The organism is Burkholderia sp. RF7-non_BP4, assembly GCF_001521935.1.
Lineage (GTDB): Bacteria > Pseudomonadota > Gammaproteobacteria > Burkholderiales > Burkholderiaceae > Burkholderia > Burkholderia diffusa.
In genome coordinates this window covers 1-25,822 of the sequence record NZ_LOTA01000073.1, presented here as the reverse complement: position 1 = coordinate 25,822, position 25,822 = coordinate 1, and the positions used below count along the sequence as shown (strand labels likewise).

General features: G+C 66.7%; 23 protein-coding genes. 5 read left to right on the top strand and 18 right to left on the bottom strand.

Annotated elements, in window-relative coordinates:
- The first annotated feature begins 28 nt into the window (after positions 1–28).
- Positions 29–949: a LysR family transcriptional regulator gene (locus tag WS49_RS22380; protein ID WP_059533398.1), complete on the top strand. Its 921-nt coding sequence runs from the start codon at positions 29–31 to the stop codon at positions 947–949.
- 204 nt (positions 950–1,153) lie between these two features.
- On the opposite strand, the gene WS49_RS22375 is transcribed toward WS49_RS22380, so the two are convergent.
- The 7 genes from WS49_RS22375 to WS49_RS22345 form a co-directional block, all read right to left on the bottom strand.
- Entirely contained in the window at positions 1,154–1,987 is an 834-nt protein-coding gene (locus WS49_RS22375) for an OmpW/AlkL family protein (RefSeq protein ID WP_059533397.1), read from the bottom strand.
- Between the two features lie 16 nt (positions 1,988–2,003).
- Positions 2,004–3,245 carry a DUF2957 domain-containing protein gene (locus tag WS49_RS22370; protein ID WP_059533395.1) on the bottom strand — a complete coding sequence of 414 codons (1,242 nt, stop codon included), beginning with the start codon at positions 3,243–3,245 and terminating at the stop codon, positions 2,004–2,006.
- Between the two features lie 155 nt (positions 3,246–3,400).
- Positions 3,401–4,819: a DUF2957 domain-containing protein gene (locus tag WS49_RS22365; RefSeq protein WP_059533393.1), complete on the bottom strand. Its 1,419-nt coding sequence runs from the start codon at positions 4,817–4,819 to the stop codon at positions 3,401–3,403.
- 427 nt (positions 4,820–5,246) lie between these two features.
- Positions 5,247–6,197 carry an N-acetyl-gamma-glutamyl-phosphate reductase gene (argC, locus tag WS49_RS22360; RefSeq protein WP_059533391.1) on the bottom strand — a complete coding sequence of 317 codons (951 nt, stop codon included), beginning with the start codon at positions 6,195–6,197 and terminating at the stop codon, positions 5,247–5,249.
- Between the two features lie 191 nt (positions 6,198–6,388).
- Positions 6,389–6,961: a flavodoxin family protein gene (locus tag WS49_RS22355; protein ID WP_059533389.1), complete on the bottom strand. Its 573-nt coding sequence runs from the start codon at positions 6,959–6,961 to the stop codon at positions 6,389–6,391.
- 226 nt (positions 6,962–7,187) lie between these two features.
- A complete protein-coding gene (locus WS49_RS22350) occupies positions 7,188–7,790 on the bottom strand; it encodes a YbhB/YbcL family Raf kinase inhibitor-like protein (RefSeq protein WP_059533387.1) in 603 nt (200 codons plus the stop codon).
- A gap of 237 nt (positions 7,791–8,027) precedes the next feature.
- Positions 8,028–8,714 (bottom strand): orotate phosphoribosyltransferase, encoded by a 687-nt coding sequence (locus WS49_RS22345; protein ID WP_006752465.1) that lies wholly within the window; start codon positions 8,712–8,714, stop codon positions 8,028–8,030.
- A 460-nt stretch (positions 8,715–9,174) separates the two neighbouring features.
- Here WS49_RS22345 and WS49_RS22340 point away from each other — a divergent pair, with 460 nt between their 5' ends.
- Complete coding sequence (locus WS49_RS22340) at positions 9,175–11,445, top strand: NADP-dependent malic enzyme (RefSeq protein WP_059533385.1); 2,271 nt, start codon at positions 9,175–9,177, stop codon at positions 11,443–11,445.
- Positions 11,446–11,581: 136 nt separating this feature from the next.
- Here the strand turns inward: WS49_RS22340 and WS49_RS22335 are convergent, their stop codons facing one another.
- Positions 11,582–15,172 carry an indolepyruvate ferredoxin oxidoreductase family protein gene (locus WS49_RS22335; protein WP_059533383.1) on the bottom strand — a complete coding sequence of 1,197 codons (3,591 nt, stop codon included), beginning with the start codon at positions 15,170–15,172 and terminating at the stop codon, positions 11,582–11,584.
- Between the two features lie 319 nt (positions 15,173–15,491).
- Here WS49_RS22335 and WS49_RS22330 point away from each other — a divergent pair, with 319 nt between their 5' ends.
- On the top strand, positions 15,492–15,686 hold the full coding sequence (locus tag WS49_RS22330) for a hypothetical protein (protein ID WP_059533382.1): 195 nt from the start codon (positions 15,492–15,494) through the stop codon (positions 15,684–15,686).
- 138 nt (positions 15,687–15,824) lie between these two features.
- On the opposite strand, the gene hppD is transcribed toward WS49_RS22330, so the two are convergent.
- Complete coding sequence (hppD, locus tag WS49_RS22325; protein WP_059465128.1) at positions 15,825–16,922, bottom strand: 4-hydroxyphenylpyruvate dioxygenase; 1,098 nt, start codon at positions 16,920–16,922, stop codon at positions 15,825–15,827.
- A gap of 213 nt (positions 16,923–17,135) precedes the next feature.
- Here hppD and WS49_RS22320 point away from each other — a divergent pair, with 213 nt between their 5' ends.
- Positions 17,136–17,660 (top strand): Lrp/AsnC family transcriptional regulator, encoded by a 525-nt coding sequence (locus WS49_RS22320; protein ID WP_059533380.1) that lies wholly within the window; start codon positions 17,136–17,138, stop codon positions 17,658–17,660.
- Positions 17,661–17,730: 70 nt separating this feature from the next.
- On the opposite strand, the gene WS49_RS22315 is transcribed toward WS49_RS22320, so the two are convergent.
- From WS49_RS22315 to paaA, 8 genes are all read right to left on the bottom strand, one after another.
- Positions 17,731–18,378 carry a GNAT family N-acetyltransferase gene (locus WS49_RS22315; RefSeq protein ID WP_059533379.1) on the bottom strand — a complete coding sequence of 216 codons (648 nt, stop codon included), beginning with the start codon at positions 18,376–18,378 and terminating at the stop codon, positions 17,731–17,733.
- 234 nt (positions 18,379–18,612) lie between these two features.
- Positions 18,613–19,218 (bottom strand): TetR/AcrR family transcriptional regulator, encoded by a 606-nt coding sequence (locus WS49_RS22310; protein ID WP_059533377.1) that lies wholly within the window; start codon positions 19,216–19,218, stop codon positions 18,613–18,615.
- A gap of 23 nt (positions 19,219–19,241) precedes the next feature.
- Positions 19,242–20,057 carry a DUF1835 domain-containing protein gene (locus tag WS49_RS22305; RefSeq protein WP_059533375.1) on the bottom strand — a complete coding sequence of 272 codons (816 nt, stop codon included), beginning with the start codon at positions 20,055–20,057 and terminating at the stop codon, positions 19,242–19,244.
- A gap of 129 nt (positions 20,058–20,186) precedes the next feature.
- A complete protein-coding gene (paaE, locus tag WS49_RS22300; RefSeq protein ID WP_059533373.1) occupies positions 20,187–21,275 on the bottom strand; it encodes a 1,2-phenylacetyl-CoA epoxidase subunit PaaE in 1,089 nt (362 codons plus the stop codon).
- Between the two features lie 2 nt (positions 21,276–21,277).
- On the bottom strand, positions 21,278–21,841 hold the full coding sequence (paaD, locus tag WS49_RS22295) for a 1,2-phenylacetyl-CoA epoxidase subunit PaaD (RefSeq protein ID WP_059533371.1): 564 nt from the start codon (positions 21,839–21,841) through the stop codon (positions 21,278–21,280).
- Between the two features lie 25 nt (positions 21,842–21,866).
- Positions 21,867–22,670 (bottom strand): 1,2-phenylacetyl-CoA epoxidase subunit PaaC, encoded by an 804-nt coding sequence (gene paaC / locus WS49_RS22290; protein ID WP_059533369.1) that lies wholly within the window; start codon positions 22,668–22,670, stop codon positions 21,867–21,869.
- Between the two features lie 10 nt (positions 22,671–22,680).
- On the bottom strand, positions 22,681–22,965 hold the full coding sequence (paaB, locus tag WS49_RS22285) for a 1,2-phenylacetyl-CoA epoxidase subunit PaaB (protein WP_006752453.1): 285 nt from the start codon (positions 22,963–22,965) through the stop codon (positions 22,681–22,683).
- 38 nt (positions 22,966–23,003) lie between these two features.
- Positions 23,004–24,002, bottom strand: coding sequence for a 1,2-phenylacetyl-CoA epoxidase subunit PaaA (gene paaA / locus WS49_RS22280; RefSeq protein WP_059533367.1), 999 nt, complete (start codon positions 24,000–24,002; stop codon positions 23,004–23,006).
- A 199-nt stretch (positions 24,003–24,201) separates the two neighbouring features.
- On the opposite strand from paaA, the gene WS49_RS22275 reads away from it, so the two are divergent.
- Positions 24,202–25,467, top strand: coding sequence for an SGNH/GDSL hydrolase family protein (locus tag WS49_RS22275; protein ID WP_059533365.1), 1,266 nt, complete (start codon positions 24,202–24,204; stop codon positions 25,465–25,467).
- A gap of 159 nt (positions 25,468–25,626) precedes the next feature.
- On the opposite strand, the gene WS49_RS35885 is transcribed toward WS49_RS22275, so the two are convergent.
- Positions 25,627–25,822: hypothetical protein (locus WS49_RS35885; protein WP_059532672.1), on the bottom strand; the 196-nt coding region annotated here is incomplete at its 5' end.

The following is a 25,822-nucleotide window of genomic DNA, read 5'->3' as shown; positions in this document are numbered from 1 at the left end:
ATGTCTAACATGATTATGCGAGTTTGCTTTGAATACGCGTGATCTCCAGGCGTTCGTCGCGGTGGTCGACAGCGGGTCGATGGTCGCCGCCGCCGCGAAGCTTCATCTGACGCAGCCGGGCCTCACGCGACGCGTGCAGAACCTCGAAACGCTGCTGGGCATGCCGCTGCTCGAGCGGCAGAGCAAGCCGCTGAAGCCGACGGCCGCCGGGCGCGACGTCTATGCGCTCGCGCGCAACGTGCTGGGTGCGGTCGACGAATTGATGGCGGCCGGCGCGCCCGACAGCGAGCCGTCCGGCGAACTGCGCATCGGCGTGCCGCCGTTCCTGTCCGAGCTGGCGCTCGAGCGGCCGATCGATCGGCTGCGCGACACGTTTCCGCGGCTGACGCTGCGCGTGACGGCCGGCTGGTCGCCGGCGCTGGTGCAGGGCATCGAGCGCGGCACGCTCGACGTGGCGACGGTCATGGTGCCGGCCAGCGCGGCGCTACCCGACACGCTGACGGCCACGCTGCTCGGCACGCAGCCGACCGTACTCGTCGCCGCGCGCGACTTCCCGCTGCCCGACGGCCCGCTGTCGCTCGACGTGCTGTCGGGTTTTCCGTGGGTGCTGAGCCAGGACGGTTGCGGGATGCGATCGGCGCTGAGCCGTGCGCTCGGCGCGGCCGGGCTGCCGTTCGACGTCGCGGTCGAGGCGTTCGGTTCGGAGTTGCAGCTGTCGCTCGTGGCGCGCGGCGCGGGCATCGGGATCGCGTCGCCGAATGCGCTGGCGCGCAGTGCGCATCGCGATGCACTGAGGGTGGTGGAAACGGCGGGGCTGGAGACGCGGATCAACGTCTGGATCGTGCACGGCGCGCTGCCGGGCCGCCTGACGCGGCCGGTCGCGCTGCTGCGCGATGCGCTGGGCGAGGTGCTCGACCGGGAGAACGAGAAGGGGTCAGGTGCGAACTAGCGCGCTAGAGTGCGCATTCGAGGGAAAATCCTGATTTTCTCTACGGAAATGTTGCAATGCAGAAATCGATTCGCTATAGTTACACCTGTCTCCTCCATGTCTCCTCTGATATGGATTCAGCCCGCCTCTTAGGCGGGCTTTTTTTTGCCCGCGTTTTTTGCACGGGCCATCCATTCGTCCTCTGTCCGTCCTCCGTCGCCGGCGTCAGAACTTGTAGGTCATCCCGACGTAGCTGATGATCGGGTCGGCCTTCAGGTCCGATTTCGACTCGGCGAGCACCGTGCCGTCGGCCGCCTTGATCGTCACCGTCGACGTCGTCTTCAGCGGGATATACGTCACCGACGCCACCAGCCCGAAATGCTCCGTCATGTTGTACTGCAGGCCCGCGTTGAACACCGGCTGCCATGACGACGACGCCTTCGCTTCCACCGATGTCGTACCCGGCTTGCCCGCACCCGCCGCGAGGATCGCGCCGAGGTTGTCCTGCGTCTGCTTGATGAAGTTCGTGTTGAGCTGCAGGTCGCTGAACCAGTTGTACGACACGCCGAGGCCGAGGAACGGCCGGAATTTCGCGTTCGCCGCCCCGAAGTAATACTGCAGGATCGCCGCCGGGCTCCACTGCCGCACGCTCTTCACGATCGGATTGACCGAGGCCAGCCCGATGTTCTGCGTGCCGAGCGCGCCGGCAGGGCCGGGCGGCTTGATCGTGCCCTGGCCCGACACCTTGAACACCGGCGGCACGCCGGCCACCGACGTGACCGCGATGTGGTCGGTCAGGAAGTGGCTGACCGTCAGGCCGACCGTATCGGCGCCGCTCGTACGCAGCCCGGTGCCCGGCGACGTGAACGACGGCGGCAGCCGCAGCGGCGTGTTGATCGGCGTCGGCGCGACGTTGGTCGTCATCGGCGTGCTGCTTTGCTGCGGCATCACGTGGAACCAGCCCAGCGTGACGACGTTGCTGCCGGCGCTCTGCGCGTGCGCCGCGAGCGGCGCCAGCGCGGCGGCGCCGGCCGCCGCGCAAAGAAGGGTCTTCTTCATCACGGCTTGCCTCCGCTTACTGGACGAACGCGCCGATCGTGAAATACGGCGTCGAACCCGCGTTGTCGAGGAAACCGAACACGCCACCCGTGAAGATGAACTTGCCGGTCGGCGACGTGCTGCCCGAACCCGTGTGGATCGTCGTGACCGTGCCCGGCACCTTCTGCGTGTAGTCCAGGTCGAGCGCGGTCGCGAGCGATGCCTGCGACGGCTGGAACGGATCGAGCAGCGTGGCCTGCTTGTCGATCAGCGCGGTGGTCCGGTAGTCGAACTGGCTGTCGACGCCGATGTATTCGCCGTTCTGCGAGCCGGCGGCGATCGCGGTCTGCGGCGAGAGGATCGAGATGCTCGATTCGTCGTCGGCGGTCAGGCCCGGCACGCCGTTGCTGTCGGGCGTCGGGTTCGGGTTCGCGACGCCCGTGCGCACGAGGATCGGCACCAGCTGGTTGCGCAGCTTGCCGACGATCATGAAGCCCTTGCCCTGCGGCGTCGCCGACAGCGTCGGCTTCAACTGGCTCTGGTAGTTGTTGCTCTGGAACGCGCCGCTGCCGTCGGCCGACTGCACGAAGTTCGTGCCCTGCTGCATGCACGCGCCGCCGGCGAACTGGCCGGTCGTGTCGCACTTGGTCCACGTGCCGTCCGCGTTGATCGTCACCTTCGCGTCGATCGACGCCGGCGCGAATTTCTGCGACGGCACTTCGCCGAAGCCGATGTGGCTGTACGTGCCCGCGACCTTCGTGATGTCGGTTTCGATCGACGAGAAGCCGATGAACGGGTAGTACGGGAATTTCGTGTCGGGCACCGCGGCCTGGCCGAGCACGCCGTCGAACTGGATCTCCTTGCCGGGAATCGTGCCGCCCGCGACGCCGAAGCCGACGAAGATGCGCGCCGGACGCGATGCGTCGAGGCTCGCGCCGTTCAGCCGGAATGCGCACTGGTTCAGCTTGTTGGTCGGCAGCAGCGTTTCCTGCGTGAGCGTGCCGCTGTCGACGGTGCCCGCGCGGGTCGGCGTGACGGTGCCGGTCTTTTGCGGAACCGCCGATTCGACGTAGGTGACCTGCCAGGTCATCTTGGTCGTATCGAGCTGGACCTTGGCCAGTTCGCCGCTGCCCGCGCCGCCGGTAAACACGGTGCTGTAGTCGAGCGTCGCGGGGCAGAGCCGGTCTTCGACGAGCGGGGGCGGATTGTCGCTGCCGCCGCCGCATGCGGAAAGAAGGGGGGCGGCAAGGGCCGCCGCCAGAACGAGGTTGCGCTTCATGTTGCTCCTCCAGATTTGTCTTGTCAGGCGGCCGGCTCCCTGTCGACCGCTTCTGTTGCTTGTGCTCGTGCTGCGTGCGCCGTGCCGGGCGCCGTCGTTTCGTGCCTTCCCTGCATCCCGCGGCGGCGCACCGGCCGCCGCCGCGTCCCCGATCGTTACTTGCTGATCTGTGCGCCCACGCCGAAGTACGGTGTCGACGACGTGCTCGCGTTCGCCGACGTCGACGTGACGCCGCCGTTCACCGTGCCCTGGATGAGCGCCGCGTACAGGCCGCCCGTCGCGATCACCACGCCCGATGCGGACGGGTAGGTCGCGCCGCTCGCCGGCGTCGTCGCCGTGTTGAGCAGGCCCGGCGTTCCCTGGCCGTAGTCGAGCGTGAAGGCGTCTTCCTCTGCCTGCGTGGTCGGGTTGATGAACGACGCGTTGCCGCCGCGGATCAGTGCCGCCGTGTACTTGAAGTTCGAATCGGCGCCCGCGTAGCCGCCGTCGATCGCGCCGGACTGGATCGCGGTCGCCGCGCCGAGCACCGCGATGCCCGATTCGTCGTCGACCTGTGCGTCGGCGTGCAGCGGCGGCGTGCCGAGGTTCACGTTGCCCGTGCGCACGACCACCGGCACGGTCGCGCCGTTGAGCTGGCCGATCACCATGTGCGCGGTGGCCGACTTGCCGGTCGCGCCGATCAGCGGCAGCCGCGTCTGCGGCAGGATCTGCGGCGCCTTCGCGCTGTTGAGGTAGCCGCCGCTCGCGTTCGCCGTCCACGGATCGCCGGTCGTCTGGCAGCCGCCGGCATTCGTCGACGTGCATGCGCCGTTCGTGTCGAACGTCTCGCTCGAATTTGTGCCCTTCGTCGCGTAGTTGCTCGACGGCACGAGGTGGTAGATCAGCGCGTTGTACGTGCCGGGCAGCTTCGTGAGGTCCGTCGTCGTGTTCGCGAAGCCGAGGAACGGATAGAAGTCGAAGTGGCGGTTCGGCACCTGGCCGACGTTCTGGATCACGCCCGGGATGATCGTCAGCCCGTCGTACTGAACCGTCGCGCCGGGGATGCCGCCGCCCGCGACGCCCATGCCGACCAGCAGCATCGGCGGGTTCGCCTGGTTGAAGTCGGCGGCCGTCGAATAGGTCGAGCCGTTCGGTGCAGTGCCCGAACCCGGCGTGAGCACGAACGCGCAGCGCGTCTGCTCCGCGGTCGGCAGCGTGCCGGTCGGCGGGTGGATGACCTTGCCGGTGATCGTGGTGCCGGCGCGGCTCGGCGTGACCGTGCCGGTCGCGAGCGGAATCGGCGATTCGAGCCACTTGAGCGTGTACGTCATCGCGACCGCGTCGATGTTGACGCTGACGATCTCGCCGCTACCGGCGCCGCCGAGGTACGTGCTCTTCACGATGTCGGCGTTGGCCGGGCACAGCGCGCCGTTTATGGGCTGCGACGGCGGCGGCCCTTGCGTGCCGCAGCTCGATCCGGAACATTGGGGCGCTTCGATCGGCGCGGGCGAGCCGCCGTCCCCTCCACCACAGGCAATCAGGAAAGGGGCGATGGCAAAGGCCGTTGCCACCCCCTTCGATAAGGCGTGCGACATGCCGCTGTCTCCAATCGTTTAATTGTGCGAGCTAATGTCGCTGTCTGGATTTTTGCTGTCAATTGATGAACTCGTCTAAAAAAGGCGATTGAAACAGCGTGCACGCAATGAATCCTTGCAGAATCTGGATTTCAGTAAGAATTAAAACGCGCGGAGGGCGCTAGAGTGCTGCCGAAGTGGGGCGGCTGCCACGCACGGACGGCTCTCGAGGCCCTCACGCGTATAACGGCAGCGTTTAAAGCGGCGGTATCCGGTTTATCCCTATTCGGGATTGACTGGATAAAATGGGGTTAATTAATCAATCGGTAATCGCGCAATGGAAAGCTTGTAAATATTTGTAAATGTGCGAACCGGATTTTATTGATTGCCTGATACGGGAAAATAAAAAGCCGGCCAGCGGCCGGCTTTGCATCGCATGCAAGCGGAATCAGCGCTTGAGGCCTGCATCCTCGGCGGCGCCGATGTTGAGGTTCATGCACTGGATCGCGGCGCCCGATGCGCCCTTGCCCAGGTTGTCGAGGCGCGCGACCGTGACGAAGCGCTCTTCGTTGCCGAACACGAACAGGTCGACGCGGTTCGTGTCGTTGTTCGCCTGCACGTCGAAGAAACCGCTGTCGAGGTTCGCATCCGCGTTGAACGGCGCGACGCGCACGAACGGTTCGTCCGCGTAGTACTCGGCGAACACGCGCTGCACGTCCTGCGGCGTCGCGCGCTTCGCGAGCTGCTCGGGCGAGAAGTAGGTCGTCACGGCAAGGCCCTTCAGGAACGGGCCGACGATCGGCGTGAAGATCGGCGCATGCGTGAGGCCCGTGTGCGCGGCCATTTCCGGCAGGTGCTTGTGCGCGAGCGCGAGCGCGTACGGACGCGGGCTCGCGAGCTTGCCGCCCGGCGCCGCGTTTTCGTATTCGGCGATCATCGACTTGCCGCCGCCGCTGTAGCCGGTGATCGAATAGCTGTGCGCGGCGAAGGTCGGCGCGACGATGCCGGCATCCACGAGCGGACGCATCGCGAGCACGAACGCCGAGGCATGGCAGCCCGGCACGGCGATGCGCTTCGACGTGCGAATCTTCTCGCGTTGCGCGCGCGTCAGTTCCGGCAGGCCGTATGCCCAGTCGGCGTTCGTGCGGAACGCGGTGCTCGCGTCGATCAGCGTCGTGTTCGGGTTCTCGACCAGCGATGCCGATTCGCGCGACGCGACGTCCGGCAGGCACAGGAACGTGACGTCCGATGCGTTGATCAGGCGGCGGCGCTCGTCGACGTCCTTGCGCTTCGCTTCATCGATGCGCAGGATCTCGATGTCGTTGCGCGCCGACAGGTATTCGAAGATCTTGAGGCCGGTCGTACCTTCCTGGCCGTCGACAAAAACTTTGGTGCTCATTTCGTTCTCGCTGAATGAAACGGGAGCCGCGGCGCCCTGAAACCGCCATTTTAAGACCTCATCCGGCGGGCCCGCACCGCGCGGGGCAAAAAAAGGACGGCCCGCGGGCCGTCTTGTGTCCCTCGTGCGCGCCTGCGCCGCATTGCCGCGTCACCGGCGGCGCGAGCGGGCGCGCGTGCCGCCGCGTTCGTTCAGCGGCCGCCGGCCAGCCAGCGGGCGGTCGCGTCGGCGACGCGCCGGCCGAACGCCTTCGCGGTCTCGAGGTCGCCGGGCAGCGGGCCCTCGTCGGGCGTCGCGTCCGCCGGCGACTGCGCGAGCAGGCCCGTGAAGCCGCCGACGTAGTTGATGTCGTTGCGGGTGGCCGCCTTCGAGTTGGCCGGCATCATGCCCGTGCCGACCCACACCATCCCATGTTGCATCGCCAGCGTGACGAAATACTGAATCGTCGAGAACTTGTCGCCGTTCATCGTCGCGGAGTTCGTGAAGCCCGCGGCGATCTTGTCCTTCCACTTCTGCGTGAACCACGGTTTCGACGTGGCATCGGCGAACTGCTTGAACTGCGCGGACGGGCCGCCCATGTAGGTCGGCGCGCCGAAGACGATCGCGTCTGCCGCGTCGAGCGCGGCCCAGCCCGCGTCGTCGAGTTCGCCGACGGCGATCAGGCGTGCGGTGGCGCCGGCGTCCTGCGCGCCTGCGTGGACGGCTTCGGCCAGTTTCTGCGTGTGACCGTAGCCGCTGTGATAGACGATGACGATGTTCGACATGAAGCGTTCTCCGGAAGGGGACGACACGGCGGGCGCCGCGGCCTGCCGCGTCACGCGCCGCGGTCGGGCGGCGCGACGGATGCGCGGCGGGATGCCGCGACCGGTGCCGCCGAGTCTAGCAAGCCGAAATGACGGGAGAAAAGCACGCACGCGGCGTGGGGAAATTCGCGGGCGCGGGCGATCGCGGCCGGAGACACGCGCAATGGGGCAGGCGGCGCATGCGCGCTCACTGTCCGTAAGTGACCGTGAGCCGTGCGGTGCCGATCGCCAGCGTGCCGATCTCGTGCTCGAACATCGGGGCGGGGCGCCCTTGCGCGACGCGCAGGTCCGTGCCCTTCAGCGCATAGACGGTGATCACGTAGCGGTGCGGCTTGCCGGGCGGCGGGCATGGGCCGCCGTAGCCGTCGACCCCGAAGTCGTTGCGCGCCTCGCTCGCGCCGATGCGGCGCAGGAAGCCCGACGCGCTCGCGTCGGCCGGCAGGCTCGTGACGCTCGCCGGGATGCCGGCGACGGCCCAGTGCCACCAGCCGTGCCCCGGCGCATCGGGATCGAAGATCGTGATCGCGTAGCCGTGCGTGCCGGGGGGCGGGTTGCGCCAGCTGAGCTGCGGCGAACGGTTGTCGCCCTTGCAGTCGCCGCGGTCGAACACGTTCGCGGCGCTGACGCGCCCGCCGGGCGTCAGGTCGTTGCTCGACACGGTGAACGGGCCTTCCGCCCGCGCGGGCAGGACGGCGAACGCGACGCACGCGGCGGCGCAGGGAAGGGCGGCGATGAACGGCGAAGGACGACCCGGGGACGCAGGCGAAGTGATCCGGCGATCCACACGCATATGGCGCTTCTCCCGTCACGTGGGCCGGGCCGATGCTCCCGGCATTGTTGGCGTTGTGCGTTGCCCGCGCAGCTGATGGCGACGATGGATCAAGTCTAGCATTAGGGTTCGATGAGCGATGCATGCCGCGGCCCGCGATTGGGGCCGCCCCGATGCGCATCGGTGGACGAAAAAAAACCGCTCGCGGTCAGGCGAGCGGCTCTTTCGGCCAGGGTGCCGGCTGCGTGCCGGCCGGCATTACTCCTTCGGGGCCGTCGCGCCGCCGTGCGCGGCCGACCACTCGGCCGGCGCGTGCAGGAACTTCTCGACTTCGTCGAGCGTCTTGGTCTCGAAGTAGCCCGATGCCTTCGCGACGCGCAGCACGTCCCACCAGGTCGCCAGCGCGTGCAGGTCGACGTCGATGTCCTTCAGGACCGACACGCTTTCCTTGAAGATGTTGTAGTGGAACAGCACGAAGCAGTGGTTCACCGTCGCGCCCGCGGTGCGCAGCGCATTGACGAAGTTGATCTTGCTGCGGCTGTCGGTCGTCAGGTCTTCCACGAGCAGCACGCGCGAGCCTTCTTCCAGATGACCCTCGATCTGCGCGTTGCGGCCGAAACCCTTCGGCTTCTTGCGAACGTACTGCATCGGCACCATCATCCGATCCGCGAGCCATGCCGCGAACGGGATGCCGGCCGTCTCGCCGCCCGCCACCGAGTCGATCTGCTCGAAGCCGACGTCGCGCATGATCGTCGTTTCAGCCATTTCCATCAGCGCACGACGCACGCGCGGATACGAGATCAGCTTGCGGCAGTCGATATAGACGGGGCTTGCCCAGCCGGACGTGAAGATGAACGGTTTTTCGGCATTGAAGTGCACCGCCTGCACTTCGAGCAGGATTTTGGCGGTCGTATCCGAGATCGACTGACGATCGTAGCCTGTCATGGGCATTCCTTGGGTGATGAGCGAAGAGCGGGCGCGGGCCCGGTGGCGCAGCAAGGGGAACCTGCCCGAGGGGCCGGGGTGCGATCGGCGGGCCGACCGCATCGCTGCGCGCGTAGCCCGCTATTTTACCCGATCCAGGCCGGTTTTCGGCGGAATTCCCGCAGGTTCGGCGGGCGGCTCACCACCGGCGAAACAAACGGGGCGCGATCGCCTCGATGCGGATGCGGAGGATGCGGCGCCGCACCAACGGACGGCATTTAGGGGGTGTACACTAGGCGACCCTTAGAAATCGTTCAGTACTTTGTACTTTCCTCTTGCTACCCGCCAAGGTTCGATGGCGTGCCGATCCGGCGCGCTGCGTGCCGTCTCGCAGTCGACCACCCCTTCGATTCAAGCAGACGCGGCCCAAGGTGCTGTGTACTGAACCGTCAAAATTTCGCATGTCTCTCGCAGGTCAATCATGGACGAACAACTGAAGCAGGCCGCTCTCGCTTATCACCTGAACCCGAAACCCGGCAAGATTTCGGTCACCCCGACCAAGCCGCTGTCGAACCAGCTCGATCTGTCGCTCGCGTATTCGCCGGGCGTCGCCGCCGCGTGCGAGGCGATCCATGCCGATCCGCTCGACGCGCAGAAGTACACGTCGCGCGGCAACCTCGTCGGCGTCATCACGAACGGCACGGCCGTGCTGGGCCTCGGCAACATCGGCCCGCTGGCCGCGAAGCCGGTGATGGAAGGCAAGGGCTGCCTGTTCAAGAAGTTCGCGGGCATCGACGTGTTCGACATCGAACTCTCGGAGTCCGACCCCGACAAGCTCGTCGAGGCGATCGCGATGCTCGAGCCGACGCTCGGCGGCATCAACCTCGAGGACATCAAGGCGCCGGAATGCTTCTACATCGAGCAGAAGCTGCGCGAGCGCATGAAGATCCCCGTCTTCCACGACGACCAGCACGGCACCGCGATCATCGCGTCGGCCGCGATCCTGAACGGCCTGAAGGTGGTCGGCAAGAAGTTGTCCGAAGTGAAGCTCGTGTGCTCGGGCGCGGGCGCGGCGGCGATCGCGTGTCTGGACCTGCTGGTGAACCTCGGCCTCACGAAGTCGAACATCCTCGTCGCCGACTCGAAGGGCGTGATCTACGAAGGGCGCGGCAACCTCGACCCGTCGAAGCAGCGCTACGCGGCGACCACCGACGCGCGCACGCTCGCCGACGCGATCGTCGGCGCGGACGTGTTCCTCGGCTGCTCGAGCGCGGGCGTGCTGAAGCAGGACATGGTCAAGACGATGGGCGACCGCCCGCTGATCCTGGCGCTCGCGAACCCGGAACCGGAAATCCGCCCGGAAGACGCGAAGGCCGTGCGCCCGGACGCGATCGTCGCGACCGGCCGTTCGGACTACCCGAACCAGGTCAACAACGTGCTGTGCTTCCCGTTCATCTTCCGCGGCGCGCTCGACGTCGGCGCGACGACGATCACGGAAGAAATGAAGCTCGCATGCGTGCGCGCGATCGCCGAGCTGGCCGAGGAAACCGACCAGAGCGAGGAAGTGGCGAAGGCGTATGAAGGCCACTCGCTCGAGTTCGGGCCGGAATACCTGATTCCGAAGCCGTTCGATCCGCGCCTGATCATCAAGATCGCGCCGGCCGTCGCGCAGGCCGCGATGGATTCGGGCGTCGCCACGCGTCCGATCCAGGACATGGACGCATACCGCGAGCAGCTCGGCGCGACCGTCTACCGCACCGGCATGGTGATGCGCCCGGTGTTCGCGACCGCGAAGAAGAAGCAGGCGCGCATCGTGTTCGCCGAGGGCGAGGACGAGCGCGTGCTGCGCGCCGCGCAGTTCGTGCTGCAGGAAAAGATCGCGAAGCCGATCATCGTCGGCCGTCCGTCGGTCGTCGAGATGCGCCTCGCGAAGATCGGCTCGAAGCTGAAGGCCGGCGTCGATTTCGAGATCGTGAATCCGGAAGACGACACGCGCTACCACCGCTACTGGCAGGCGTACCACGAGATCGGCGCGCGCGACGGCGTCACGCCGGAAGTCGCGAAGGCCGCGCTGCGCAAGTTCAACACGCTGATCGGCGCGATGCTCGTGCATCTGGGCGATGCGGACGGGATGATCTGCGGGATGATCGACACGTACCACACGCACCTGAAGTTCATCGAGCAGGTGCTGGGCCGTGCGAAGGGCGCCGAGCACTTCGCGGCGATGAACCTGCTGATGCTGCCGGGCCGCAACCTGTTCCTGTGCGACACGTACGTGAACGAACTGCCGAGCGCCGAACAGCTCGCCGACATGACGATCCAGGCGGCCGCCGAGATCGAGCGCTTCGGCATCGTGCCGAAGGCCGCGCTGCTGTCGAATTCGAACTTCGGCAGCGCGCCGTCGGCGTCGTCGCGCCGCATGGCCGAAGCCCGCAAGCTGATCAGCGAGCGTGCGCCGAACCTCGAGGTCGACGGCGAAATGCACGGCGACGCGGCGCTGTCGGAAGCGGTCCGCAAGGCCGCATTCCCCGGCACGACGCTGTCGGGCGAAGCGAACCTGCTGATCATGCCGAACGTCGAAGCGGCGAACATCGCGTACAACCTGCTGAAGATGGTCGGCGGCGAAGGCGTGACGGTCGGCCCGCTCCTGCTCGGCGCGGCGAAGCCGGTCCACATCCTGACGCCGGCCGCGACCGTGCGCCGGATCATCAACATGACGGCAGTGGCCGCCGCGAACGCGAACACGAAGTAAGTTCGCGCCCGCGTGTGCCGCGCATCGCGCGCGGCGCAATGAAAAACGCCACGGAACCTGTGTTCCGTGGCGTTTTTTTATGAACCGTCTCCGCGCGGTGGCGGACGTCCCGACCGCGAACGCCCGCCGCGCGCCGTTACGCGACCTGCTGGCGCGACTGCCCGCCCGTCGGCGAACGCCACTTCGCGAGCAGCGTGTTCCACTTCTGGCGAACCGCGCGCAGGTTGTTCTCCTTCACGTGGCCGTAGCCGCGAATGCCGTCCGGCAGCGCCGCCAGCTCGAGCGCGAGCGGGCGGTTGGCCGCGTTCAGCCTGGTCAGCACCTCGCCGATCAGCGCTTCGTACTCGCCGATCAGTGCGCGCTCGGTGCGGCGCTCCTCGGTGCGGCCGAACGGGTCGAGGCCCGTGCCGCGCAGGAACTTCGCCTTCGCGAGCAAGCGGAACGCCGACATCATCCACGGGCCGTACGCCTTCTTCACGAGATGGCCGTGCGCGTCCTTCTTCGCGAACAGCGGCGGCGCAAGGTGGAACTTCAGTTTCCAGTCGCCTTCGAACTGCGACGACAGGCGCGCGAGAAACGCCGGATCGGACTGCAGCCGCGCGACCTCGTATTCGTCCTTGTACGCCATCAGCTTGAACAGGTTGCGCGCGACTGCTTCGGTCAGCGGTTCCTGCGCGGCGTCGCCGTCCGCCAGCGCGCGTTCGGCTGCCCGCACCGTGTCGACGAAGGCCGCATAGCGCGCCGCATACGCGGCGTTCTGGTACGCCGTGAGGAACGTCACGCGCTTCGCGATCAGTGCGTCGACCGCCTTCTTCGTATGCAGCGCGATCACCGTCGCGCCTTGCGCGGGGCGGGCGTCGCCGGCCGCGGCCTGCTTCACGCTCGCGAGGTCGTGCGCGGCGCGGCGGCCCCAGTCGAACGCCGCGCGGTTCTTCTCGACCGACACCGCGTTCAGCTCGATCGCGCGTTGGAGCGACGCGAGCGTGAGCGGCAGCCAGCCCTTCTGCCACGCGTAGCCGAGCACGAACGGGTTCGTGTAGATCGCGTCGCCGAGCAGCGCGACCGCGAAGCGGTTCGCGTCGATGAAGTCGACGGCTTCACCCGCCGCCGCGCGGATGTCGTTTTCCGCGGACAAACCCGGGAACGCCCAGTTCGGGTTCTTGATGAACTCGGCGGTCGGCGTCTGCGCGCTGTTGACGACCACGCGCGTCGTGTCGTGCCGCATCCGCGACGTGCATTCGTCGCCGGCCGTGACGATCGCGTCGCAGCCGATCACGAGGTCGGCTTCGCCCATCGCGATCCGCGTCGCGTGGATGTCGGTCGGCGCGTGCGAGATCTGCACGTGGCTCATCACGGCGCCGCCCTTCTGCGCGAGACCCGTGACGTCGAGCACGGTCACGCCCTTGTTCTCCAGGTGCGCGGCCATCCCGAGCAGCGCGCCGATGGTGACGACGCCCGTGCCGCCCACGCCCGTGACGAGCACGCCGTATGCACGGTCGATCGCCGGCAGCGTCGGCTCCGGAATCGGCGGCAGCGCACCGCCGTCCACCGACACGGCCTTGGGCTTCTTCAACTGGCCGCCTTCGACCGTGACGAAGCTCGGGCAGAAGCCCTTCACGCACGAGAAGTCCTTGTTGCAGCTCGACTGGTTGATCTGGCGCTTCGTGCCGAATTCGGTTTCGAGCGGCTCGACCGACAGGCAGTTCGACTTCACCGAGCAGTCGCCGCAGCCTTCGCACACAGCGTCGTTGATCACGACGCGCTTCGCCGGGTCCGGATACGTGCCGCGCTTGCGGCGGCGGCGCTTCTCGGTCGCACAGGTCTGGTCGTAGATCAGGATCGTCGTGCCTTCGATCTCGCGCAGCTCGCACTGCACGTCGTCGAGCTGGTCGCGGTGATGGATCGTCACGCCCGGCGCGAGCAGCGCCTTCTGGCTGTCGTACTTCTCCGGTTCGTCGGTGACGATCACGATCTTCTTCGCGCCTTCGGACGCGAGCTGGTGCGTGATCTGCGGCACCGTCAGCACCCCGTCGACCGGCTGGCCGCCCGTCATCGCGACCGCGTCGTTGTAGAGGATCTTGTAGGTGATGTTCGCCTTCGACGAGATCGCCGCGCGCACCGCCAGCAGGCCCGAGTGGAAATAGGTGCCGTCGCCGAGGTTCGCGAATACGTGCTTCTCGTCCGTGAACGGCGCCTGGCCGATCCACGGCACGCCTTCGCCGCCCATCTGGCTGAAGGTGCTCGTGTTGCGGTCCATCCAGACCGTCATGTAGTGGCAGCCGATCCCGGCGATCGCGCGCGAGCCTTCCGGCACGTTGGTCGACGTGTTGTGCGGGCAGCCCGAGCAGAACCACGGCTTGCGCTCGGTCTGCACGTGCGGCTTCGCGAGCGCCATTTCCTTCGCGTTGATCACCGCGAGCCGCGCGGCGATGCGTGCGCGCACGTCGGACGGCAGCTCGAACTTCTCGAGGCGCGTCGCGATCGCCTTCGCGATGATCGCGGGCGATAGTTCGTAGTGCGCGGGCAGCAGCCAGTTGCCCATCGGCACCGACCATTCGCCGCCGGCGCCGTCCTTCTCGTCGAACTTGCCGAACACGCGCGGGCGCTGCGCATCGGGCCAGTTGTACAGTTCTTCCTTGATCGCGTATTCGAGGATCTGGCGCTTTTCCTCGACGACGAGGATCTCGTCGAGGCCGCGCGCGAATGCCTGCGCGCCCTGCGCCTCGAGCGGCCACACGCAGCCGACCTTGTACAGGCGGATGCCGATCCGCGCGCAGGTTTCGTCGTCGAGGCCGAGGTCCGTCAGCGCCTGGCGCACGTCGAGGTACGCCTTGCCCCCCGTCATGATCCCGAAGCGCGCATTCGGCGAGTCGATCTCGATCCGGTCGAGCTTGTTCGCGCGCACATAGGCCAGCGCCGCGTACCACTTGTAGTCGAGCAGCCGCGCTTCCTGGACGAGCGGCGGGTCCGGCCAGCGGATGTTCAGGCCGCCTTCCGGCAGGATGAAGTCCGTCGGCAGCACGATCTCGGTGCGATGCGGGTCGATGTCGACCGATGCCGACGATTCGACCACGTCCGTCACGCACTTGAGCGCGACCCACAGGCCCGAGTAGCGGCTCATCGCCCAGCCGTGCAGGCCGAAGTCGAGATATTCCTGCACGTTGGACGGGAACAGCACCGGCAGCCCGCAGGCCTTGAAGATGTGTTCGGACTGGTGCGCGAGCGTCGACGATTTCGCCGCGTGGTCGTCGCCGGCGAGCACGAGCACGCCGCCGTGCTGCGACGAGCCGGCCGAGTTCGCGTGCTTGAAGACGTCGCCGGTGCGGTCGACGCCCGGGCCCTTGCCGTACCACATGCCGAACACGCCGTCGTGCTTCGCGCCGGGATACAGGTTCACCTGCTGCGAGCCCCACACGGCGGTGGCGGCGAGATCTTCGTTGAGACCGGGCTGGAAGACGATCTGGTGGGCCGCGAGGTGCTGCTTGGCCTTCCAGAGCGAGAGGTCGAGGCCGCCGAGCGGCGAGCCGCGATAACCGGAGATGAAGCCGGCCGTGTTGAGGCCGGCGGCGCGGTCGCGTTCCTGCTGGAGCATCGGCAGGCGCACGAGCGCCTGGATGCCGCTCATGTAAGCGCGGCCGCGTTCGAGCGTGTATTTGTCGTCAAGCGTGACGGACTTCAGCGCGGCTTCGAGCGACGCGCGTTGGCCTGCGTCTAGCGGGGCATTCATTAACTGTCTCCTCCACCCAGTTTGGGATCACCAAAGCTTCGATTGCGTCGACGTCTTGTGGACGTGTCGGCAGTGGCCGGCATATTGGCCGGTTTTGAGTGATGGTAGCACTGGGATAAACCCGCCGCCCACCGGCCGACGGGCAGCGGCGCGTCGACGAAACGGCGCGCGGCGATGCGTTACATCATGTAAAAGCATGTAAAGCCGGTCCCATCTTCGTACAAATGCCGTTAATCTTGTCGGCCTGCCGGAGGTGCCCGGCCGCGTCGGCTCGTTTCGACGCAACCGGGGAGGCGCCGGCAGTTTTAAAGGAGGTGCAATGAACACACGTCATATCCAGAGTTTCCTGATCGTGTCCGCGGCGTTTTTCGCGATGACCGGCCCGGTGCACGCGCAAGGCGCGAGCGCACTGGCGGCAGCCGGCGCGCAGATGCGTCAGATCGCGCCGGCGCAGGCCGCCGATGCGCAACCGGCGGCCGCGCGCGTCGTCGTGTCGAAGGCGAACGTGCGTTGATCCGTTCGCGCGGCCGTCGGGCCGCGCCGGAACGATGCAAAAGACAAAAGGGCGGGAATCGCAAGATTCCCGCCCTTTTTTCCTGTGCCGCCGAGGCGCGCGCGGCACCGGCTGCGGGGCGCCGCGAGGCCGTCTGCGTCAGGCCTTGTCCTGGACCACGCCGCGGCGGATCTGGTCGAGTTCGATCGATTCGAACAGCGCCTTGAAGTTGCCTTCGCCGAAGCCCTGATTACCCTTGCGCTGGATGATCTCGAAGAAGATCGGGCCGATCTGGTTCTCGGTGAAGATCTGCAGCAGCAGGTCGTCGCGGGCGCCGTCGATCAGGATCTTGCGTTTCTTCAGTTCGTCCAGCGATTCGCCGTGGTTCGGCACGCGGCGGTCGACCAGTTCGTAATACGTGTCGATCGTGTCGAGCAGCTTCACGCCCTTGCCGCGCAGGCCGTCGACCGCGCCGTAGATGTCGTTCGTGCCGAGCGCGATGTGCTGGATGCCTTCGCCGTGGTACGCGTCGAGGTATTCCTGGATCTGGCCGGCCGTGTCCGAGCCTTCCTCGTTGATCGGGATCCGGATCTTGCCGCACGGCGACGTCATCGCCTTCGACTTCACGCCCGTCACCTTGCCTTCGATGTCGAAGTAGCGCACTTCGCGGAAGTTGAACAGGCGCTCGTAGAACTCGGCCCATTCCTGCATGCGGCCGCGATGCACGTTGTGCGTCAGGTGGTCGATGTAGGTGAGGCCATGGCCGACCGGGTTCGGGTTCGCGCCGGCGATCGGCTCGAAGTCGACGTCGTAGATGCTGATGTCGCCGATCGCGCCAGGCTGCGCGCCGTTCTTGCCGCGCCAGCGGTCGACGAAATAGATCAGCGAATCGCCGATGCCCTTGATCGCCGGGATGTTCAGCTCCATCGGGCCCGTCTTGTTGTCGAAGCCCCATGCGCCGAGCTCGAGCGCGTGCTTGTACGCCTTCGCGGCGTCCTGCACGCGGAACGCGATCGCGCAGATCGACGGGCCGTGCAGCCGCGCGAAGCGTTGCGCGAACGAATCGGGTTCGGCGTTGATGATGAAGTTGATGTCGCCCTGGCGGTAGACCGTCACGTCCTTGTGGCGATGGCGCGCGATCGCGGTGAAACCCATCCGCTCGAACAGTTGTCCGAGCGCTTTCGGATCCGGAGCGGTGTATTCGATGAATTCGAAGCCGTCGGTGCCGACGGGGTTGTCCCAGTTGGGGATCTGCATGTCGTGTCTCCTGTGCGGGGCGATCGGCCGGCGCGACGTGGGCGTGCGCGGCCCGGTTCGATGTCGAACGCGGCGCACGCGTCGGCGTGCGCAACGAATCGGTACGTGCGACAAAGTGTAGCGGGCGGGCGCGAGCGGAAACTTGCGAACTTAATCGTCCATGCCTACGATGGCGCAATTTCCAGTCTCTGAACAATCATTGGAGGGCAGAAGATGGCGCAAGCCGAATTGGATGCCATCGACCGGCGGATTCTTGCGATTCTTCAGGAAAACGGCCGCCTGTCGAACCAGGAGATCGCCGAGCGCGTGAACCTGTCGCCGAGCCCGTGCCTGCGGCGGATCCGTCGGCTCGAGGAGATCGGCGTGATCACCGGCTACGTCGCGCTGCTCGATCCGCAGAAGCTCGGGCTCGACCTGCTCGCGTACGTGAGCGTGCGGCTCGAGAAGCGCGGCGGCGTGGTGCCGGTCCGTGCCGACGAGAGGTCGGCGCGCGCGGGCGCGACCCACGCGGAACTGTTCCGCGCGGCCGTGCAGACCTGGCCGGAAGTGGTCGCGTGCCATGCGATGACGGGCGACATGGATTACCTGCTGCGCGTGCAGGTCGAGGACATGGCGCATTTCTCCCGGTTCGTGCAGGAGCATTTGCTGCACCATCCGTCGGTGATCGACGTGAAGACGAGCTTCTCGCTCGAATGCTTCAAGGAGACGACGGCGTTGCCGATCCGGTCAGTGCGTTAGCGCGTGGCGCCGGGAAGCGAGAAAGGGAAGGTGGGCCGGGCGCCCCGCGAGGCAGCCCGGTCGGCCGATGTTACGCCGTCAGCGCGGCGGGCATCAGCGATTCGATGAACTTCGACGTGCGGTGCGCCTGGCGCTTGAGCGCGTAGTCGAATACCGCGGCCTGCTCCTGCAGCATCTCGGCGAGGATCGTCGAATGGTCGGCCGGCGGCAGCGACAGGTACGCATCGGCCTCGCCGTATGCGTATTCGATCCGCATCCCGGACTTCTTCGCGATGTGCATCATCGTCGCGTTGCGCGACAGGCAATGCATGTACAGCATCGTCACGCGGGTGTTGCGGCTGCGGATCGCCGCGCGCTCGAACAGCTTCGAGCCGACGCCGCGGCCGCGGGCGCTTTCGAGCACCGACACGCCGAATTCGGCCGTGCGCTTGTCGCCATCGGCGGGCAGGTACGCCAGGTGGCCGACGCCGATCAGCTCGAGCGCATGGTCGAACACGCCGAACACCGTGTCGCGACCGAAGTCGATCGTACGGACATAGTTCTCGATCACGTGGTCGGGCACCATTTGGCCGAAGCGCAGCAGGCGGTCCTCTTCGTTGAGCGAGAGAAAGTGGGTGAGCATTTGCTCACGGTCTTTGGAAGCCAGTTCCCTGACGAGAACCGGCGCAGTACCGGCGTGGCCGACAGCATCGGCACGGCGGTTGAGTTGCGTGTTCATCGTGGGTTCCTCAGTGTGTGGCTGCACCAGTGACTTGTGCAATGCAGCGCATTTTACCTGAGTGGGGTTGGGGAAAACCCGTATTTGACGTTATTTGTGCTGAGGGTGAATTCTAAATCCGCTTAGTTAATTCTCTATCTGTTTGATTTTAAACGGATTTAAAATTCATCATATGAAACGCGCGGCGGCCTGTCACAGTGTGCCCGCCGCGCAACGCATGCTGCTGCGCGGCAATCACGCGCCGGGCGACAGTCCGTGTTCCATCAGGTCGATCACCTGTTCGGCGAAGTCGCGGTAGCCGAGGCGGCCACCCGGCTTGAGCCATGTGAACGTCCAGTTGATCATCCCGAACACCATCATCGTGACCGACGTCTGGTTTTCCTTCGAGATTCGGTCCGGATAGGCGCGCGCGAGCTGGCGCGCGAATGCCGCGACGATGTCGCGCTGGCGGTCGAGCACGATTTCGCGCTGCGCGTCCTCGAGGTACTTCACGTCGTTGAGCAGCGCGACATGGCGGCTGTGCGACGTCTCGTACTCGGCGAGAAATGCGCGCACCAGCTCGGCGAACGCGTCGCGCTCGCTGAGGCCGCGCCGCTGGCTCGCGCCTTCGACCTCGGCGATGATCAGCATCAAGCGCTTCGTGTAGCGGTCGAGCAGGTCGAACAGGATCGCTTCCTTGCTCTCGTAATAGTGATAGAGACGTGCCTTCGACGTGCCGCTCGCGGTCGCGAGATCGGACATCGACGTGCTCGGATAGCTCGTCTGCGCGAATTTCTCGGCGGCGAGATCGAGGATCTGTTCGCGCTGGGATTCGTGGTCGGGCGCTCGGGTACGGGCCATGGTCGAATGCGAAAGTTGTAGCGTTAGCGAGGCGCGGCTGCTGCGCGCACCTGCGTGGAAGAAAGGGCGGCCGGCGCGTCGTCCTGCAGCTCGAGCCGGCCGGCGGCCGCGAGTTCGCGGCAGCGCCACCAGGCGATCGAGTCGCTGACGAACAGCCCACCGCGGTCGGCCCCGGCCATGATGCCGCCGACGACGCGTCGCGCGGGCAGCCAGCCGGTTTCCGCGTGCGCGACGATCAGCGCGTCGAGGTCCGCGTAGTGGCCGCTCTTGATCGTGTTGCTGACCCAGTAACGCAGTTCGGCATTCAGGTGCTTCGCCTCCTGCCATTCGAGCGCGAGGCGCCCGATGCGCAGTACCGAGATCGGCGCGGCCGCCGGCCGTTTGCGGGCGAGTGCCGCCGGCGAGAACATCCCGGTCGAACAGGCCTGGTCGGTACGGGTCAGCGCCGCGCGCTGCGAGGCGTCGAGGTCCGCGGCCGACAACCGCACCTCGTTCAGCCGCTGCGGCACGTTGCGCAGGTGATAGGCGACGCGGCGCAACAGCAGCTTGTCGCCGACGCTCGGTGCATGCCAGACGACCACCTGGTCGGTATCCATCGCGAGCTGGTCGAGGCGGGTGAATTCAGCTTCGATCTCCGCATGCCAGTCGGGAATCTGGTCGCCGAGCACGCGTTGCCAGAAGGCGGCGCGCGTGTCGGGCGTCTCGTCGGCGCCCTTCAGCGGCCCGACCGCGAGATCGTCGAGCAATCCGACGACGCGCTCGTCGCGTCCGGCTTGCGCGAGAGCCTCGCGCAGCGACGCGGCGGCGGTGCCGCCCTGAATCACGTGAATGGTACTCATCGGCCTGTCATCAACAAAAGAAAACCGCCGGCCGGGCGGACGTTGCGATGTCCAGCCGGCCGGCGGCCCCTAGTGTAAGCGAGATGTGTGACGACGAGAAACCGGCGCACCGCGCCGGCGCGACGCCGCTCAACGCTCGTCGAAGCTCACGACGACCTTGTCGCTGATCGGGTGGCACTGGCACGTGAGCACGAAGCCGTCCTTCACTTCGTGTTCCTCGAGCGTGTAGTTCTTCTCCATCCGGACTTCGCCTTCGACCACCTTCGCGCGGCAAGTGCAGCATACGCCGCCCTTGCACGCGTACGGCAGCGCGAGGCCCGCGCGCAGGCCGACGTCGAGCAGGCTCACGCCTTCGTACGGCAGGCGCAGCTTGCGCTTCTTGCCGTCGAGCACGATTTCGAGGTCGGCGGCCGGCGTCTGGTCGGTGATCTCGACGACGGGTGCGCCCGCCTGCGGCAGTGGCGTCCCGAACCGCTCGACATGCACCTTTGCCTGCGGCACGCCGGCTGCCTTCAGCGCAGCTTCAGCCGCGTCCATCATCGGCGCGGGGCCGCAGATGAACGCTTCGTCGATCGCGTCGGCCGGCGTCAGCGTGGCGAGGAATTCCGCGCATTTCGCCTGGTCGAGCACGCCGTTGAAGAGCTCGACGTCCTGCTGGTCGTCCGACAGCACGTGATACAGGACGAAGCGGTTCATGTAGCGGTTCTTCAGGTCCTCGAGCTCCTCGGCGAACATGATCGCGTCGACGCTGCGGTTGCCGTAGACCAATGTGAACGTGCTGCGCGGCTCGAGCTCGAGCGTCGTCTTCACGATCGCGAGCACCGGCGTGATGCCCGATCCGCCGGAGAACGCGACGTACTGCTTGCCGTGGTCGGCGTTCAGGTGCGTGAAGAAGCGGCCGTCCGGCGTCATCACGTCGATCGTGTGGCCGGGCTTCAGCGTGTCGAACGCGAAGTTCGAAAACCGGCCGCCGCGCACGCGCTTGATGCCGATGCGCAGTTCGCCGTCGCGGTCGTAGTCGGTCGTGCCGACGCAGATCGAGTACGAGCGGCGCGTTTCCTCGCCGTCGATGTGGGTCTTCAGCGTGACGAACTGGCCCTGCGTGAAGCGGTACGCGTCGCGCAACTCGGGCGGCACGTCGAAGGAGACGGTGACGGCGTCGGCGGTCTCGGGGCGCACGTCGCGGATACGCAGCGGGTGAAATTGCGGGGTCGCCATGGTCAATAAGGTTTGAAGTAGTCGAAGGGTTCGCGGCAGTCGACACAGCGATACAACGCCTTGCAGGCCGTGGATGCGAATTGCGCGAGACGCTCGGTGCGGGCGGAACCGCAGCGCGGGCACACGGGCGCCGCGACGGGGCGCGGCACGAAACGCACGACGTTTTCCCGCGGCGCGGCGCCGGCGCACTGGCCGACGGGCGGCGCGATGCCGTACGCACGCAGCTTGTCGCGCGCTTCCTGGGTGATCCAGTCGGTCGTCCACGCGGGCGCGAGCACCGTCTCGATCCGGTGCGGCGGCAGGTCGGCGGCGTGCATCGCCGCGGCGATGTCCTCGGCGATCTGCGACATCGCCGGACAGCCGGAGTAGGTCGGCGTGATCACGACTTCGAGCAGGCCGTCGTCCGCGCGACGGACGTCGCGCAGGATGCCGAGCTCGCGGATCGACACGACCGGAATCTCGGGATCGGGCACGGCTTCGAGCACGTCCCACGCGCGCGCGAGCAACGGATCGTTGCGGTGCGCGGCGGGTGCGGCGTCGGCGGGTGAGGCGGTCTGGACGGACATCGTCGGGCTCCGTTGGGTCGGCCGGTTACCAGCTCGCGCCGGGGTGCTGGCGCGCGAGGCTCTGCATTTCCGCGAGCAGGTAGCCCATGTGTTCCGAGTGCTCGCCCTGCTTGCCGGTCGTCACGTGCTGCACGGGCGCGGGCAGGGTGAGCGTCGCTTCCGCGAGCGCATCGTCCACGTCCGCGCGCCATGCGGCTTCGAGCGCGGCCGGCGCCGGGCCGATGCCCGGTGCGGAAACCGCGTCGTCGATCGCGTCGGCCGCGAAGAACTCGCGCGTGTACGGAATCAGGTAGTCGAGCGCGGCCTGTGCACGGCGATGCGATTCGTCGGTGCCGTCGCCGAGGCGCACCAGCCATTCGCGCGCATGCTGCACGTGGTAGCGGGTTTCCTTCACCGATTTCGCGGCAATCGCGGCGAGTTGCGCGTCCGTCGACGTTTCGAGCGCGGTCCACACGTGCAGCATCAGCGTCGCGTAGAGGAAGTTGCGCACGATGGTCACCGCGTAGTCCTTGTCGGCGTGCGCGGTGCCGGCGATCGGGCCGTAGTGCGGCAGCTCGGCGAGCGTGAAGTTCGCGAATTCGCGCTCGGTGCGGAAGTACGCGTAATCGTCTTCCGTCTTCGCCGCGCCGTTCAGCTGGCGGTCGAGGTCGGCTGCGTGCGTATACAGCATGCGGGCCTGGCCGATGAGGTCGAGGCTCATGTTGGTGAGCGCGATGTCTTCCTCGAGGATCGGGCCGTGGCCGCACCATTCGGCGTTGCGCTGACCGAGGATCAGCGCGTTGTCCGCGAGGCGCAGCACGTAGGAGAGGTGTTCGGGCGTGATCGTCATGGCGCGGGCGTTACATGTGGTTGACTTCGTCGGGCAGCGTGTAGAACGTCGGGTGACGGTAGATCTTGTCGCCCGCCGGTTCGAACAGCTCGGCCTTCTCGGCCGGATCCGACGCGGTGATCGCCGACGACGGCACCACCCAGATGCTCACGCCTTCCTGGCGGCGCGTGTAGACGTCGCGCGCCATGCGCAGCGCCATCGACGCGTCGGCCGCGTGCAGGCTGCCGCAATGCTTGTGGTCGAGGCCCTGCTTGCTGCGAACGAACACTTCCCAGATCGGCCATTCCTTGTTCATCACTCTCTCTCCTGAATCCTGTATTCGATGGTTGCCGCTCAGGCGGCGTGCTGTTCGGCGCGGGCGCGGCGCTTGGCTTCGTGCGCGAGCGCGGCTTCACGCACCCACGCACCGTCGTCGTGCGCCTTCACGCGGGTCGCGAGGCGTTCCTTGTTGCACGGGCCGTCGCCGTTGACGACGCGCCAGAATTCATCCCAGTCGATCGCGCCGTAGTCGTGGTGGCCGCGCGCCTCGTTCCATTTCAGGTCCGGGTCGGGCAGCGTCACGCCGAGCACCTTCGCCTGGTCGACCGTCGCGTCGACGAACTTCTGCCGCAGGTCGTCGTTCGAGATCCGCTTGATGCCCCATTTCGCGGACTGGTTGCTGTGGACCGAATCGGCATCGCTCGGGCCGAACATCATCAGCACCGGCCACCACCAGCGGTTCACCGCCTGCTGGACCATCGCGCGCTGCGCGTCGGTGCCCTTCATCATCGACAGCAGCGCATCGAAGCCCTGGCGCTGGTGGAACGACTCTTCCTTGCACACGCGGATCATCGCGCGCGCGTACGGGCCGTACGTGCAGCGGCACAGCGGGATCTGGTTCATGATCGCGGCGCCGTCGACGAGCCAGCCGATCACGCCGACGTCGGCCCAGGTCGGCGTCGGATAGTTGAAGATGCTCGAGTATTTCGCCTTGCCGGCGTGCAGCGCGTCGATCAGCGCGTCGCGCGATACGCCGAGCGTTTCGACTGCGCTATATAGATAGAGGCCGTGGCCGGCTTCGTCCTGGACTTTCGCGAGCAGGATCGCCTTGCGCTTCAGGCTCGGCGCGCGCGAGATCCAGTTGCCTTCCGGCAGCATGCCGACGACTTCCGAGTGCGCGTGCTGCGAAATCTGGCGGACCAGCGTCTTGCGATAGGCGTCGGGCATCCAGTCCTGCGGTTCGATCTTGCCGTCCGCGGCCATGACCGCGTCGAACCGCGCCTGCTCGGGCGACTCGGCTGCGGCGTCGAGCGGTGCGACGTTGCCGGGGATGTCGAGGGATTGCGTGTACATGGCGGAGGATCTCGTCCGGTTGAATGTGTGCGAAGTATAAACCAACCGACCGGTCGGTTAATAAATTTCTTGCGGATTTGCATCGGGACTCGGGTAAACGTGGGGCGAGGGGCGCGATCGCCGGTCGGGAAGGCGGTCCGGCGCGTGAGACAGGCGGCTTCTGCGGCACAATGCCTGCTTTCCGATGAGGATTTCGCCGATGTCATTTCGAAGCAGTTTCGTCGCGACCGTGCTGGGCGCATCCGTTTTCCTGTCGCCGCTTGCGGTCTCGGCCGCACCGGCCGGGTGGGTCGCTGCGTGGGCGACCGCGTTGCAGCCGATTCCCGACCTGGCTGCGCCGCCGCCGCTCTACCGCGCGCCGGACGTGGCTGGGCGGACCGTTCGGCAGATCGTCTACCCGACGGTTTCCGGGCATGCCGCGCGGATTCGTGTCAGCAACGCCTACGGTCGCGCGCCGCTGGTGATCGAGGCTGCCAGTCTCGCGCGCGCCGGTGACGGCGCGGCGCTTGCCGACGCGACGGGTGCTGCCGTGCGCTTCGGCGGCAAGGCGTCGGTGACGCTCGCCCCGAGCCAGGAACTCGAAAGCGACCCGGTGGCGATCGACGTGACGGCCGGGCAGCCGTATGCGATCAGTCTGCGGATGGGGGCAAACCAGCGGATGACCGTGTGGCACCGTGTGTCGAACCAACTCAATTACGTATCGGCGCCGGGCGATCACGTGAACGATCCGGGCGCCGACGCATTCCGCACGCGCTTTACCCAGTATGCATGGGTGACCGAACTGGCCGTCGAGGCGGGCGCCGCGCGAGCGAGTGTCGCCGCGATCGGGGACTCGATCACCGACGGGCTGCGCTCGAGTCTGAATCGCAATCATCGTTGGCCGGATGCGCTGGCGCGCCGACTGGCCGCGGCGGGTTCGGATTCGCTCGGCGTCGTGAATCTCGGGATCAGCGGCAATCGGCTGCTGAGCGATTCGGCATGCTACGGCACGTCGCTGGCGTCGCGGTTCGAGCGCGATGCGCTTTCGCGTTCGGGGGTGAAGGCGGTGATCGTGCTGATCGGCATCAACGACATCAACTTTGCGGCGATGCCGCCGCGTGCGGGGCTCGATTGCGACAACCCGCATACGCAGGTCACGGCCGCTTCGTTGATCGACGGCTACCGCCGGTTGATCGAGGCAGCGCATCGCCAGGGTGTGAAGGTCTTTGGCGCGACGCTCACGCCTGCGGCGTTGCCGGCCGGGCGCGAGGCGGTCCGGCTCGAGGTGAACCGGTGGATCCGGAGCGGCGGCGGATTCGATGGCGTGGTCGACTTCGACGCGGTGCTGCGCGACCCGGCTCGCCCGAGTGTGCTGCAGCGCCGGTACGACAGCGGCGACGGCATTCATCCTAGTGACGCGGGTTACACGGCCATGGCCGATGCCGTGCCGATGGAGCGGCTGCAGGCTGCAGTCGGTGGCAAGTGACGTCGCTCTATATATAAGAGAGATGAACCGCCGACTTCTTTGAGATTGCGGGCGGCACGCGGCCCCTCGAACCTGAAGCCCCCGTGCGCGGCAGCGCACGGGGGCTTTTTCAAAATATTTTCACAAAGGGGTTGCGGAGACCGGGGTGGGTGCTTAGAATCACGCCTCTTTCGCGCTAACGGAAACGCAGCGCGGAGGAAGAAGGGAAGCGGTGCGGTCGAGGGCGGTGGTAGAGCCCGGGCGCACACGAAGTTGAACCCCGATCGTCGCAACGAAGTAGTTCAGAAAGTTGTTGACGAGCTGAAAAAGACGGTTCATAATCTCGCTTCTCTGCTGCTGAAAACGCAGCGCTGCT